Raw genomic sequence first — 14,781 nt, 5'->3', positions numbered from 1 at the left:
AGGCAAATGGCAGGCAGTCATGAGATGATATAATGATACTGAATGTCTAAATGAGGGGGCGGATTATGAAAAAAAAGCGTTTTTACATTCGGACAGGCATCCTCCTTGTGCTGCTTGCAGCGCTTGGCTACACGCTGTACAGCGCCGTGTTTCAAAAGACGGAGAGTGTGGCGGTGGGGGAAAAAGCTCCCAATTTTTCGCTGGAGGATGTTGACGGCAACCGTCTCAAGCTGAACGAGTTAAAAGGCAAAGGGGTATTTTTAAACTTTTGGGGAACATGGTGCGAACCATGCAAAAGAGAATTTCCTTACATGGCGAATCAATATAAAGTGTTTAAGGATCAAGGGGTTGAAATCGTCGCCGTCAATGTCGGCGAATCAAACCTTGCCGTCCGAAACTTTATGAAAGACTACGGCGTCAATTTTCCGGTTGTGCTTGATAAAGACAGGCAGGTTCTGAACGCATACGATGTCACACCGCTGCCGACCACGTTTTTGATCAATCCTGACGGAGAGATTGTCAAAGTCGTGTCTGGCACGATGACAGAACGAATGATCCATGATTATATGAATATGATCAAACCAGAGGGATCGTCATGATGAAAGAAATCAAATGCGAATGCGGCCATGTGAATCCGACGGGCACCGTTTTGTGTGAATCGTGCGGAAAGCCGCTCGTCAAACAGGATGCCAAACTCCTTGACATGCGGTATGACGGAAGTGCGAGACGCTCTCAAACATATAACAAAACAATCGTAGATAAAATATGGAATTTCTTTTCGTCTGTAAAGGTCGGCGTCTGGCTGATCGTCATTACGCTGACAGCATCTGCTTTTGGAACGATTTTCCCGCAGGAAATGTTCCTGCCGCCGGGTGCGCAGGCTGATACATACTACAGCGAACAATACGGGCTTCTCGGACAAATCTATTATACTCTCGGTTTCCACAATCTTTACGGTTCATGGTGGTTTATTGTTCTGGTTGCTTCAATCGGCATATCGCTTGTGATCTGCAGCCTTGACAGGGTCGTTCCTTTGTACAGGGCGCTGAAAAATCAGGGCGTCACGAGAAATCCGAACTTTATGGAGAGGCAGCGCCTTTTCAGCCGGACGGAAGCGGACATGTCTGAAGACACCAGATCACAAATCGTCGGTAAACTGAAGAAAAAACGATACCGAGTCAAAGAAGAAAACGGAAACCTGTTTGCGGAAAAAGGCCGTTTTTCAAGATGGGGCCCATATGTGAACCATATCGGGCTGATCATATTCCTCATCGGTGTCATGCTCAGATTTGTTCCGGGCATGTATGTCGACGAAACCCTTTGGATCAGGGAAGGGGAGACCGTGCCCATCCCGGGAACTGACGGCCATTACTACTTGAAAAACAACCGGTTTACAAAAGAAATGTACGACAGTGAAAAAGAAAAAGAAGTATTTTCAGAGGCGATTACTAAAGCAGGTGACGGTACTGTCGCAAAAACATATCAAACCGATGTTGAACTATATGAAAGAAAAAATGACAGTCTCCCGGGTGAAGCGCCTGAATTGAAGAAAGTGAAAAGCGGCAAGATCAGGGTCAATGACCCGCTGAAATTCGGTTCATATGCACTCTATCAGCTGACTTACAAGGAAGGCGAGCTCGACAAAATGGTCTTTCAGCTGATTGAAAAAGACAGCGGGAAATCTTTCGGCAAAGTGGCAATCAACCTCTTGGAGCCGAAGCCGGAATATGATCTTGGCAACGGTTACAAAGTTCATATTGCAAGCTACCTGCCGGACTTTTATTTTAACAAAGACGGGGAGCCGAGCACGAAAACGAGGAATCCGAACAATCCGGCTTTTGTATTCCAGATCACCGCCCCGGATAAGCCTAAAGGAGAAAAGAGTTTCGTTGCGATTCAGGAAACAATCGAAGGTTCTGACGACAATAAATACAAAATGAAGTTTGACCACGTCGAAACGAAAAATCTCTCAGGCCTCACCATTAGAAAAGATTTGACTTTGTGGGTGCTCATGGTCGGCGGCGCCATCTTTATGATCGGCGTCATCCAGGGGATGTACTGGCACCACAGAAGGATCTGGCTCAGAACGCTGGACGGGCATGTGCTCGTCGCCGGACATACGAATAAAAACTGGTACGGGCTGAAACAGGACTTGAAGGCCGTACTTGAGGATACGGGGATATCCGAACCGGCCGATCAAAAAGAACTGTCAAAGGAAAAAAATAAACGGCCAGCATAGGGAGGGGTTTTCATGGCAGAGTTAAGCGGCAATTTATTGTACGCGGCATTTCTCTTGTATCTCTCAGCGGTCTTCTTTTTTGGCGGCTCCATCAGGAGCAAGGCTTCAGACCGGAAGAAGAAGAACCGCTGGGCGTCGATCGCAGTGTTGATCACGATCATCGGATTTGTATGCCAGTTTGGATATTTTATTGCGAGATGGATCGTTTCCGGACACGCACCGGTCAGCAATCTTTTCGAATTTACAACTGCTTTCAGCATGATGCTCGTTCTGGCGTTCATCATCATCTACTTTATTTACAAGCTGTCTGCTTTGGGGCTGTTTACACTGCCCGTTGTCCTGCTGTTAATCGCATATGCCAGCATGTTTCCGACCGATATCACACCGCTGATTCCGTCGCTTCAAAGCAACTGGCTTTATATTCATGTTACGACTGCAGCTCTCGGCCAGGCGATTCTCGCCATCAGCTTTGTCGCCGGCGTGATCTTTCTGCTCAAGCATGTGGATCAGTCACAGCCTGGCAAAAAAACGTTCTGGCTCGAATTTGTCATGTTTATGCTCGTGACAACGCTCGCGTTTATCCTTGTCACGACCTCATTCCGCATTGGGGGCTATGAAGCGCAGTTCAAGTGGATTGATAAAGACAACCAGGAAGACGTCATGATTTACGAGCTTCCCGCTCTGATCGGGCCGAACAAAGGCGAACTTTTAACAGAGGAGAGAATGGAGCCGCTTGTCAATGTGCCGCCTATTTTTTCAGGACGGAAGCTGAATACGGTTCTCTGGTCGTTTGGAACCGGCGCATTGCTTTACGGTGTCATCAGGCTGATCATCAGAAAACGCATCAGTCAGCTTCTTCAGCCGCTCGTGAAAAATGTGAACCTTGACCTTGTCGATGAAATCGGCTATCGATCCGTTTCGATCGGCTTTCCGGTTTTTACGCTTGGCGCGCTTATTTTCGCAATGATATGGGCACAGCTGGCATGGAGCAGATTCTGGGGCTGGGATCCGAAAGAAGTCTGGGCGCTGATTACATTTTTGTTTTATGCAGCTTATCTGCATCTCAGGCTTTCAAGAGGCTGGCACGGCGAAAAATCGGCGTGGCTTGCCGTTATCGGTTTTGCCATTATTATGTTTAATCTTATTTTTGTAAACCTTGTCATCGCTGGACTTCACTCTTATGCATGATCCGTGCGGTGCAGGAAGGTCCGGGCTTTTCGCCGGGCCTTCCGCAGCTTATCGTTTTAAATTGGGAAAGGCCATTCTTAGCTTGGCTTACGATCGCTTTTCTAATAAAATGAATGTAAGAAGATTCAAATCAGGAGGTTTACGATGGAACAGACGAAAGAGACAAAAATATTAGTAGTAGACGATGAGGCAAGAATCAGACGACTTTTAAAAATGTACCTGGAAAGGGAAAATTATAAGATCGAGGAAGCCGAGAATGGCGACGAAGCCATCGATAAAGCCCTGGGCAACGAATACGATTTAATCCTGCTCGATTTGATGATGCCAGGAACCGACGGCATTGAAGTATGCCGCCAAGTACGCGACAAAAAAGCCACTCCGATCATCATGCTGACGGCGAAAGGCGAAGAAGCGAACCGGGTGCAGGGCTTTGAAGTCGGAACCGATGACTATATTGTAAAACCTTTCAGTCCGAGGGAAGTGGTGCTGAGAGTCAAAGCGCTCTTGAGAAGATCATCGCAAACCTCTTATCTGAATACAGATACAACGGCAAAAAATGTTCTTGTTTTTTCTCACTTATCCATTGATCACGATGCTCACAGAGTTATGGCGGACGGAACCGAAGTCAGCCTGACGCCGAAAGAATATGAACTGCTTTACTTCCTGGCCAAAACTCCTGATAAAGTATACGATCGTGAAAAGCTGCTGAAGGAAGTATGGCAATACGAGTTTTTCGGCGATTTGAGAACGGTCGACACCCATGTTAAACGTCTACGTGAAAAATTGAACAAAGTCTCGCCGAAAGCTGCGAAAAAAATCGTAACAGTATGGGGTGTCGGGTATAAATTTGAGGTCGGAAACGAATGAAGTTTTGGAAGAGCGTAGTCGGTAAACTGTGGTTTACCATACTGCTTTTGGTTTCATTTGTCTTATTTATCCTTACGTTCTTTCTGCTTGAGTTTATTGAAAACTACCATGTCGATGAAGCGGAAGCTGATTTGACAAAGCTCGCCAGCAAGGTGGCCGTCATCATGGAAAACCATAAAGACCAGGAGACGGCCAGATCGATCACATGGGAGCTTGCCGATGAACTGACGAGCATCACCGTTATCAAAAATGAGAATGAATATTGGTATTCACCGCGGGAAAATCAAAAAGTGGCTTCCATTACATTAAAAGATATTAAAAATGATTCCGATCTGAACGAAGCGCTTCAGAAGCATCAAAAAGTGCAGAAGCGGACGGTCATCTCCGATCAAAAGAACGATCAGCTGATTGTCGGTGTACCGTACGGGAAAGGCGAAGATGAAGGCATGGTGTTTCTTTCTCAATCGCTTCTTGCCGTGAAAGATACGACACAGCATACGACAAGGTATATTCTCTTTGCCGCTGCGATTGCGATTGTGTTAACGACGATTTTCGCTTTCTTCCTGTCAAGCCGGATTACCTACCCGCTCAGAAAAATGCGGCAGGGTGCACAGGATCTTGCAAAAGGGAAGTTTGATACGAAGATTCCGATCCTGACCCAGGATGAAATCGGCGAGCTGGCGATTGCCTTTAACCAAATGGGGCGCCAGCTGAAGTTCCATATTACAGCGCTCAATCAGGAAAAGGAGCATTTGTCGAATATCTTAAGCAGTATGGCTGACGGCGTGATCACCATCAATATCGACGGGACGATCCTTGTGACTAACCCTCCGGCTGAACGCTTTTTACAGGCGTGGTATTATGAGCAGAACATGAATGTAAAAGAAGGCCATGAACTGCCTCCTGAAGCGCGTGAGCTTTTTCAAAACACCGTCGGCACGGAGAAGGAGCAGATGATTGAAATGACCCTGCAAGGCAGAACATGGGTGCTGCTCATGAGTCCGCTGTACAATCAGTCACATGTGCGCGGAGCGGTCGCCGTTTTGAGGGATATGACGGAGGAAAGACGGCTTGATAAGCTGAGAAAAGATTTTATCGCCAATGTCAGCCATGAGCTGAGAACACCGATTTCGATGCTTCAAGGGTACAGTGAAGCAATCGTTGACGACATTGCAAGCTCTGAGGAAGAAAAAAAGGAAATCGCGCAGGTCATCTATGACGAGTCTTTACGAATGGGAAGGCTTGTGAATGATTTGCTGGACCTTGCCAGAATGGAGGCGGGCCATATTTCCTTAAACGTAGAACTGGTGGAGCTCCGCGAATTTTTCGAGAGGGTGTTCAGAAAGTTTTACGGAGTGGCCGGTGACAAAGAAATTACGCTTTCTCACAATCTTGATCTGCACGAAGCCAAATTTGTGTTTGATCCGGACAAAATGGAGCAGGTATTAACGAACCTGATTGACAACGCGATCCGCCATACAAATGCCGGCGGCACCGTACATGTCGATGTGCAGTCAGCGCAAAGCGGGCTGAAAATCGCCGTGAAAGACTCGGGCAGCGGCATCCCAGAAGAGGACCTGCCGTTTATTTTTGAACGCTTTTACAAGGCGGATAAAGCAAGGACGAGAGGAAAAGGCGGGACGGGCCTCGGACTTGCGATCGTTAAAAACATCGTCGATGCACACAACGGATCGATCACCGTCCACAGCATGCTGAACGAAGGTACTTCCTTCACGTTTTACATTCCAAGAAATAAGCAGGATGTTGGCCAAATTTGACGAAGAATCTTGTTCCATAAGAAACAAAGAGCACCTGTTCATGAAGAACAGGTGCTCCGTTATTTGAGGGCAACTTGTATCCAAGTTGTAAAATTTCTGCTTATCCTGAAACGTTTTTGCCTTTGTTGCCGTTAAAAGAGTGGGGATTCCAAAAGACAGATGAACATCAGAGGAAATGGATGAAGGATTTGGACAAATGGACTAGTGAAAATCACATATGGACATAATTGCTCCCGTTCTGATCATCTATAAAAGGCCGTTTATTTTTTCTGCGCCTTAAAAGTCCGCCAGCGCTCCAATTGCGGACCGTCAAAGGAAGAGTTTGGTTTGGATTTATGTATAATCTCTATAGAAGGATGCGAGAAACAAAAGAGGTTTCTAGACAAAAATAAGCTTGAAACAGGGAATGAGTGATGACTTTATGGATAAAACCAAAATACTGATTATAGAAGATGATGAAGCAATTGCTGATTTGCTTGCTTACGGGCTGACGTCCGAAGGTTTTGAAACGTGCACGGTCAATAACGGCTCTTCAGGCATGAGGAAATTAGATCAATTCAAACCTGATCTTCTGCTGCTCGATTGGATGCTGCCTGACTGCAGCGGATTGGATATTTGCAAAACAGTGACTGAAAGCTATAATATTCCGATACTGATGATCACCGCAAAATCAGATGTCACGGATAAAATACTCGGGTTGGAATTCGGGGCCGATGACTATATTACAAAGCCGTTTGATCTGCGCGAAGTTGTCGCGAGAATCCGCACGATCCTTCGGCGTCTGGAACAAGCCTATCATGTGAACGAACGGGAAACGGAAAAAGAGGATGAGATCCGGTTTAAAAATATTGTGATCATCCCGGGTGAAAGACTGGTGAAAAAAGACGGGGCAGCCGTCGAATTGACTCCTAAAGAATATGATCTGCTGATGACTTTGGTTGATCATCGGGGAAAAGTTTTTACGCGTTCAGAGCTTTTAGAATTCATTTGGGGATACGATTTTTTCGGTGACACCCGTACAGTTGATACCCATATTCAAAGACTCCGCAAAAAGCTCGATGCAAGCGACTTGATTAAAACGGTGTTCGGTATCGGATATAAATTCGAGAAGCAGGAGGAGTAGAGAGTGTTACGGACCATCAAGGGCAAGTTTATTGTTGGCTTTTTTCTGATTTTTTCTCTCTCTTTCCTTGTGCTCAATCATACGGTTAAGAACGTGATTTGGTCGAGTAATGAAAAAATTGTAACATCGGATTTAGTCGAACTGAAAAAAAACAGTACCGTCTATGTAAACCAGGCATTTTTAATCAATCATTATAAAAACAATGAACTTTATTTCGGTGATATGGCCGATGAAATGGTAGATAATTTGAATCACTCCACAGGAAGCAATGTCGGTGTTTATACCGTGAATGGCGCATTGTTGTCTGCTTCTGATCAGAAGGCGTTTTCCCGTGGAAGTAATGAAGATCTTAAACAGGCGATCAAAGGAAAGACTGCCTATCATATCACCTATAACCGCAATAAAGCAGAAGTGTTTTTTTCATACCCGGTTGTCGTTGAAGGCACAAAAGTAGGCATATTACGCTTTTCGAAAAATTTCGACCTGCAGTATAAGCAAAGCGGAGAGATTCTGGATATTGTTTTTTACATCGCACTTGCCATATTTTTGGCGGCGTTTCTTTTCTCCTATATCCTGTCCAGACATATCACGATTCCGCTCGTCAAGCTGACAGATGCCACCTCGCAAGTCAAGAAGGGTAAACTGGATATGGATATCCACTTTAATAGAAAAGATGAAATTGGCCAGCTTGCCATCAACTTTAACGATATGATCAGCAGAATTCGAGAACAAATTTTAACTATCGAAAGGGATCGTGACCGTTTAAAGGAATTGAACGAACAAGAAAAACGATTTTTTGACAATATGACGCATGAGCTGAAAACACCTCTGACTTCCATCCAAGGATATGCAGAGATCATAAAAGATAAAGGGGAATCGGATCGGGTGTTTTTTGATAAAGGAATGAACCACATTGTTGAAGAAAGCAGGCGCCTGCATCATTTGGTGATCAAGCTTCTTGAAGTATCCCGGGAACCTGCCAAGGGCGCTCAATTTGACAGGATCGAGGCAGGGGAAATTTTAAAAGATGTTTGCGAATCGATGAAGTTTCGGGCAGAACGGTATAAGAAAAGGATTACCTGTGACATTGAAGATGGCCTGTACGTTCACGGTCAGGTGAGCAGGCTGCGCCAGCTTTTTATCAATCTGCTGGACAACGCCATCAAATACAGCTTATCTCATTCGGAAATCTTCATTAAGGCCGAAATCGTTGGAGAAAACATTCTTTTTACATTCAAGAATCCAAGTGCTCCATTGGAAAATGACCAACACTCCAAAATGTTCCAGCCTTTTTATTCAGTCAATCAGAAGATTAAGGAAGAGGGAAGTGTAGGTTTGGGATTAAGCATTGTGAAAACAATTGTTGACGAACACGGAGGAACAATCGAGATGTTCTACAAGGAAAACCATACAATGATTCATGTTGAATTAGCTTACGCAAAGGTTGAGAAATGATGAAAAACAAACCGTTTATCATATGGGCAGGAGTGCTGTTGTTTCTGGTCATTATCGTGTCCAGTTATAATGTCGGAAAAAGATCGGAAACGATTATTATCCATAGCGGGGAAGAAAATCATAGCGATGACCAGAAGACCCGCCCTTTTCAAGTCAATACGATTTATCGCCTTCCAAAAGCAGGGCAGCTGCTTGGGTGGTCTTCACCGGATTCCGTTGTCGGTTTTTTCAAGGGAGATGGGACATCCGAACGTACAGCGCGCAGTCTTCAGCGCCTTTCCTCCCCCTATGAAAAAGCTGAAATCGTAAAAGGCATTGAAAGCAACATGTCCAACCTGAAAATGTCTCCAGACGGAAAGCGTATCGCCGGAGTCACTTTGTCATTAAGTAAGACATCAATGCAGCTGTTTTCGCCGGCGAACGGAAAAAACACAGAAATCGCCAGCATCTCCGCCAGCAATGAGGTCTATGTCCAAGATGTTTCATGGTCAAATAATAGCAGATACGTTTGTTATCTCGTTTTAGATGTTGGGCAGGGGAATCAGACAAGCCTTCGTGTTTATGATACAGATTCCGGAACGCTCAAAACGTATACATTGAATGATTTTGCGGAGAAAGATTCGCTTACGGGAGTTAACATCTCTGATAATGGACGAGATTTGCTGCTTACCGTGTTGCAGCGTTCCGACGAGTACGGGATTAGAATGGGAACGATTGACGGCAACCGCATCAAAATCCAGGACAAGCGTCTGGACAGCCGCGGCGGGCCTGTTTGGTTAAACAATGATCAATTTGTATTCCTGGACACAGGGGAAACCCTGTACGAATATGATCGCAGAAACGGCGAGCTTTCTGCTCTGCTCGAAAAAGTAACTGTTTTTAAATTCTCAAACGACTTAAAGAAAATCGCCTACTCTTTGAAGGATGAAGACAATATCTATGCAGGCAAGCTTCAAGGGAAAAATATCCTGTATGAAGAACCGATATACCACGGCACCATCCCTTCGGAAATATATTGGAGCCCGGACGGCAACAGCCTGCTCGTTAGCGCACAATACCAGTATCCTTCTATGGAGAGTGCATCGGCGCGATTTTTAGAAGAACAAGCTTATATCATCACATTTAAATAACCGATCGTTTTATACTTTAATATCAGGCAAAAAAAACCTTATTTCAGTTAAATACCGAAATAAGGTTTTTCTTTTTATCCATTCCTTTCTCACTATCCCCTTCAAGGTAATAAGTCTTATTATTTACTGATTAACATCCCTCAAAAAATGATGTTTTTCCTCTTTTTGTGACGTTTTGTTTACAAGTTGGCCGAACTTCTGCGATATCTTCCCTTTATATTTAAAGAGCATCCTTCTTATAGAACGTTGTCTTCAAATAGCAGCTTAAAAATTGTCATTTGGATGTGACGAGATTAAAAGAAACCTAGTGATTGATAATTACAGCTTAAGGAGTTGGAAAAAGTGTCAAATTCACCAAAAGAAGATCGTAAATTGAGCGCACTAGGAAAATTAGTGCTGGGTATGTTGATTGTACTGGGGGTGACTTTGTTATGCATTTCGTGGAATGCACTCGCTGGTCCAAAGCAGGAACCGCTAAAAGAAAATTCCTCCGCTTCAGCACCTGTGACGGGAGGCAAACATAAAGCAGAGAAAAAAGAAAATAAGCAAACAGCGCCGGAAATCGGAAAGGTCGTCTATTTGTCATTTGACGACGGGCCGAATCCTGCGGCTTCAGATAAAATCTTAAGTTTGCTCGATAAGTATCATGCAAAAGCTACTTTTTTCATGTTAAAACCGAATATCGAACAAAATCCCGATATTGTGAGAAAAATGGTTGAAAGCGGCCACTCTGTCGGCTCTCACGGCGTGACGCACCAAGTATCGAAAATCTATAAATCTCCTGAAAGCTTTGCAGCAGAAATGAACGATACGTTGAAAACGATCAAAGAAACGACCAACGTTGACACACATTTGATCAGATCGCCTTACGGATCAAAGCCTTATATTACCGGTCCATTTCAAGAAGTCATTAAGCGCGACCACTTTAATCTTTGGGACTGGACTGTTGATTCAGAGGACTGGAAATCTGCAAATACAAACGGTCAATTCGTCAATAATGTGATTCAGCAAGTCAATAACCTTTCCGGTGTTGAGCCGCTTGTCGTATTAATGCATGAAAAACCGACAACTGCGGCCCATTTGGAGAAACTATTGAAATACTTTCAGGAAAACGGATATGAAATGAAGCCTATTCATGATTCGATAAAACCGGTTCATTTCAGATGGAATTAAAAAATATGACCTGGATCAACAAGGAAGGGATACTATGGTGAAAATGAGAAAAAGAAAACTAAAGATGAAAAATGTGATATTGTTCGCCCTCGCGCTAGTGATAACGATTGGCAGTGTGGTTTCATACGGGATTTACCGTACCGTCGCAAAATCAATAAATGGAATGTACGAACCTCTTCACAAGGATGCCGAGCAGAAGGATACTGCTCCGCACGATCCTATATCCATTCTCTTATTAGGGATAGATGAGCGCCCTGGTGATAAAGGACGACCGGATTCTATGATTGTGATGACGATTAACCCGGAGACAAAGAAAACGACAATGACAAGTATTCCGCGTGATACAAGGGTGTTTATCAAATCGAAGAATAAATTTTCGAAAATGAATTCGGCCTACACCTATGGCGGAATTGAAGGGACCGTTGAAACTGTAGAACAATTTTTGAACATTCCCATTAATTATTATATTAAAATCAATATGGATGGGTTTAAAGATATTGTCGATGCAATTGGCGGCATTACGGTGGATAATCGGATTGATTTCACCCTTGAAGGCGTGCATCTGTCAAAAGGAAAGCAGCATCTTAATGGCAAAACTGCTTTGACATATGCTAGGATGAGAAAAGACGATCCCCGCGGTGATTTTGGACGTCAAGAGCGTCAGCGTGAGATCATCAATGAAATCATTCATGAAGGTGCCCAATTAAAATCATTAACAAACTATCAAGAAATTTTGACAGCATTAGAAAAAAACATCAAAACAAACTTAACACTGGACAAGATGATCGATATTCAACATTCTTATAAAGAAGCTGCCAAGGATATTAAACAGATAGAAATTGAGGGTGAAGATAAAAAAGTTGACGGCTTATGGTATCACCTGGTGACTGACGAAAAGAGAAAGGAGATTTCCAAAAAGCTTCGCCAACAATTGGACTTAAAGTCATAAACGGATGAAAATCAGTCCATTTCAAAGGATCCGCCTTAAGGAACGTTCCGATTATGAGTATACGGACGCAGCTTAGTGAGAAAGCGGAAGTTCCTGTAAGCTTGGCACCTGTTCATTTAGAACGGGTGCTTTTATGCTTGTTAAGTTAAAATTAAGCTTAACTTTAGTTAAACCCCCTTTCCATTTTCATATGTTCGTAATATAGTTGTAATAGTTGTAATGTAACCTTTTAAGATTGACAAACGACAATAAATTGAACGGAGGGGTTTCAGGTGGAAGAAACCTTTCAGAAAATATATGATCAGTATCATCAGGATTTATTTCAGTTTTTATTTTATATGGTAAAAGACAAAAACCAGGCAGAAGACTTAGTTCAGGAAGTATATATCCGCGTCCTGCATTCTTATGAAACATTTGAAGGCAGAAGCAGCGAAAAAACCTGGCTTCTTTCGATTGCGCGGCACGTTGCGATCGACTGGTTCAGAAAGCAGCAGACGATCCGCCAGCGGATTTTGGGGACGTTTGACTGGGAGAAGCAAGATGTAAAAGACCGCAAGCCTCTGCCTGAGGACATCGTGATGCAGAATGAAAACCTGAAGGAAATTTTCGAGGCCCTTGACAGGTGTACGCTTGATCAAAGATCCGTTATCGTATTGCGGTTTATCCAAGGGTATTCGATCAGTGAAACGGCAAAAGCCTTAAATTTTTCCGAAAGCAAGGTGAAAACCACTCAGCACCGCGGTCTGAAAGTGCTTCGTAAACAGATGGAGCTTTTGAAGGAGGATCCAAAGAATGAAGAAGTCAGAATGGAACGAAGAACGGCTGAAGGCGTTACTAAGCCAACTTCCAACGGTTAAGGATAATCGTTCGGCAAATCAGATCTATCAAAAGCTGATTTTCGCACCAAAGCGTAAATCACCGAAAAAACGGGTCGGCGCATTTGCTGCTACAGTTTTGGTTCTCTTTCTTCTGATGCTGATCACTCCTCAATTAATCGAACAGATCAGATCTCAAAACAGCGCCGACGCCAACATTTCATCTGACGGAAAATTGGTGCAGACGGAGGCTGATGCTGCCAAGTCTGAACCTGCAAATACGTTTGTCGTCTCCCAGAATCAAAAAGACGACTATATCACCTTCGCTTTCCTTGACAAGTCCAAGTCTGTCGTTGTCCCGATAAGTCTTGAGAAAAGCATAAGCATGACGAATCTTGAAGATGCACTTCACGCATACAGCCGGCTCAAAGTGGACCAATTTACATCATTTGATACATCTTATCTTGATCAGGTGAAGTTCAAAGAACAGAAAAACGGTAAAAAACTGACGATTCAAGTAAATGAAAAAATACCGGAGCTTTCAGTGGAAGATTTCGAACGGCTGAAAAATGTGATCAACGAAACCTTTAAATGGGGTTCATATGATTCTGTTTTGTTTATTTCCGATGATGAATCTGGCGTTGAATTTGAATCATTCGGAATGCTCGCTGATATGGCGATTATGCATCAGACGCAAAAAGGCTACTATTTATATGAAAGCTCTGACGGACGCCGGTTCCTTGCACCTTCAAGCGAATCTTACGAAACGGTGCAGGAAGCGATAAAGATGATGAAAGTTAAAGAAAGCGGCACTCATTTACAACCCATTCTATCCGATGATACAAAGATTGAAGATATTCAAAAGAATGGAAAAGAACTGATCATTCAATTTTCTTCCTCCGCGAATATTGAAAATAAACCTGAAGACGTTTTGATGGTTGAAGGCCTTCTATTGACCGCCAAAGATTTCGGGTTCACAAAAGTGAAATTTAAAAATGCATCCACAACCAAGGTCGGCGCCTATGACTTGTCGAAATCTGTACAGGTTCCGTACGCACCGAATCCGATAACGATAGAAAGCTAAAAGACTCCCCGCGCGGAGTCTTTTTTTGATGTATAAAATGTATTGATTTGGAAGTATACTAAGCTGTCTCCGAATAGGGGGAATTTTACCGCAGATGCTTGTAATAGGAGGATATGGAAACCCTTGAAGATACTCAGACATCAAAACTTCCTGTTCGCGATCGCATGGCTTTCGGGGCTTGCGTTTCTCGTCACTACGCCGGGAGCGGCAGCTTCAGAGTGGATTGAACCGATTAAAGGGGAGATCACAGATCAATTCGGGACGAGAGACGGAAAACATAAGGGGCTTGACATTGCCGCTCCTGAAGGGGAAGCTGTAGCGGCAGCCGCAGACGGAACGGTAAGCAAATCGTATCAATCGGACTCCTACGGCCACGTGATATTTATCAAACATGACAACGGATATGAAACCGTTTATGCCCACTTAAGCAAACGCCTGAAAAAGGAAAAAGAACGGGTGAAAAAAGGCGAGCAAATCGGAATCATCGGCAATACGGGAATATCGACCGGAACCCACCTGCATTTTGAAATGCATCACGGTTCATGGACTGAAGATAAAAGATATGCAATCAATCCGCTGACGGTGCTTCGTGAAGAAGCGTTCCAGCAAAATTCGGTCCACGTTCATCAAAACACCGGGACAATGAGCGGTGCCGTAACTGTTCAAAAAGGGGACACGCTCTGGAAAATCAGCAAGGATAGCGGTATATCTATCGAGGAGATCATGAGAATAAACGGGTTGAAACATTCGAAGCTTAAGGCCGGCCAAACACTCCGCCTTCATGACGATGAACCGAAGACCGGCACATATGTGGTGCAGAAAGGGGATACGCTTCATCATATCGCCGAAAAAATGGGCGTTACTGTCCGGCACCTCAAAGAATGGAACGATTTGAAAGGCGAGCAGATTTATCCCCGCCAGCTGCTTGAGATCAGGGAGAGTTCCTAAAAAAAACGGAACCCGAAAGGAATTTCTTTCAG

Annotated in this window: 13 protein-coding genes; all 13 read left to right on the top strand. The window is 44.0% G+C overall.

Annotation, left to right across the window (positions count from 1 at the left end; all coding sequences use genetic code 11):
* Positions 1–62: 62 nt before the first annotated feature.
* The 13 genes from resA (at position 63) to MKZ04_RS07560 (ending at position 14,749) form a co-directional block, all read left to right on the top strand.
* The gene (resA, locus tag MKZ04_RS07620) at positions 63–599 is read left to right on the top strand and encodes a thiol-disulfide oxidoreductase ResA (protein ID WP_341047095.1); all 537 of its coding nucleotides are present in this window, start codon (positions 63–65) and stop codon (positions 597–599) included.
* Positions 599–2,239 (top strand): cytochrome c biogenesis protein ResB, encoded by a 1,641-nt coding sequence (resB, locus tag MKZ04_RS07615; protein WP_023857483.1) that lies wholly within the window; start codon positions 599–601, stop codon positions 2,237–2,239. The genes resA and resB overlap by 1 nt, the downstream gene beginning before the upstream one ends.
* A gap of 12 nt (positions 2,240–2,251) precedes the next feature.
* Positions 2,252–3,427, top strand: coding sequence for a c-type cytochrome biogenesis protein CcsB (gene ccsB, locus MKZ04_RS07610; RefSeq protein ID WP_020452000.1), 1,176 nt, complete (start codon positions 2,252–2,254; stop codon positions 3,425–3,427).
* Between the two features lie 144 nt (positions 3,428–3,571).
* Positions 3,572–4,294 carry a response regulator transcription factor gene (locus tag MKZ04_RS07605; RefSeq protein WP_020451999.1) on the top strand — a complete coding sequence of 241 codons (723 nt, stop codon included), beginning with the start codon at positions 3,572–3,574 and terminating at the stop codon, positions 4,292–4,294.
* A complete protein-coding gene (locus MKZ04_RS07600) occupies positions 4,291–6,072 on the top strand; it encodes an ATP-binding protein (RefSeq protein ID WP_105981052.1) in 1,782 nt (593 codons plus the stop codon). The genes MKZ04_RS07605 and MKZ04_RS07600 overlap by 4 nt, the downstream gene beginning before the upstream one ends.
* A gap of 421 nt (positions 6,073–6,493) precedes the next feature.
* Positions 6,494–7,195, top strand: a complete 702-nt coding sequence (locus MKZ04_RS07595; protein WP_023857481.1) for a response regulator transcription factor — start codon at positions 6,494–6,496, stop codon at positions 7,193–7,195.
* Positions 7,196–7,198: 3 nt separating this feature from the next.
* Positions 7,199–8,650: a HAMP domain-containing sensor histidine kinase gene (locus MKZ04_RS07590; protein WP_341045629.1), complete on the top strand. Its 1,452-nt coding sequence runs from the start codon at positions 7,199–7,201 to the stop codon at positions 8,648–8,650.
* Positions 8,647–9,780 carry a WD40 repeat domain-containing protein gene (locus MKZ04_RS07585; RefSeq protein ID WP_101561043.1) on the top strand — a complete coding sequence of 378 codons (1,134 nt, stop codon included), beginning with the start codon at positions 8,647–8,649 and terminating at the stop codon, positions 9,778–9,780. Before MKZ04_RS07590 ends, MKZ04_RS07585 begins: the two co-directional genes overlap by 4 nt.
* Positions 9,781–10,122: 342 nt before the next feature.
* On the top strand, positions 10,123–10,953 hold the full coding sequence (locus tag MKZ04_RS07580; protein ID WP_035338499.1) for a polysaccharide deacetylase family protein: 831 nt from the start codon (positions 10,123–10,125) through the stop codon (positions 10,951–10,953).
* Between the two features lie 34 nt (positions 10,954–10,987).
* Positions 10,988–11,902 (top strand): LCP family glycopolymer transferase, encoded by a 915-nt coding sequence (locus MKZ04_RS07575; protein WP_101561042.1) that lies wholly within the window; start codon positions 10,988–10,990, stop codon positions 11,900–11,902.
* A 272-nt stretch (positions 11,903–12,174) separates the two neighbouring features.
* On the top strand, positions 12,175–12,759 hold the full coding sequence (gene sigX / locus MKZ04_RS07570; RefSeq protein WP_023857476.1) for an RNA polymerase sigma factor SigX: 585 nt from the start codon (positions 12,175–12,177) through the stop codon (positions 12,757–12,759).
* On the top strand, positions 12,695–13,801 hold the full coding sequence (locus tag MKZ04_RS07565) for a GerMN domain-containing protein (protein ID WP_023857475.1): 1,107 nt from the start codon (positions 12,695–12,697) through the stop codon (positions 13,799–13,801). The genes sigX and MKZ04_RS07565 overlap by 65 nt, the downstream gene beginning before the upstream one ends.
* Before the next feature lie 123 nt (positions 13,802–13,924).
* Entirely contained in the window at positions 13,925–14,749 is an 825-nt protein-coding gene (locus tag MKZ04_RS07560) for a M23 family metallopeptidase (RefSeq protein WP_035338504.1), read from the top strand.
* Positions 14,750–14,781: the final 32 nt, after the last annotated feature.

This window comes from Bacillus sp. FSL W7-1354 (assembly GCF_038002405.1).
Taxonomy (GTDB): Bacteria; Bacillota; Bacilli; order Bacillales; family Bacillaceae; genus Bacillus; species Bacillus paralicheniformis.
Note: the sequence above shows the minus strand (reverse complement) of the source record. Positions and strands in the feature narration are given on the sequence as shown.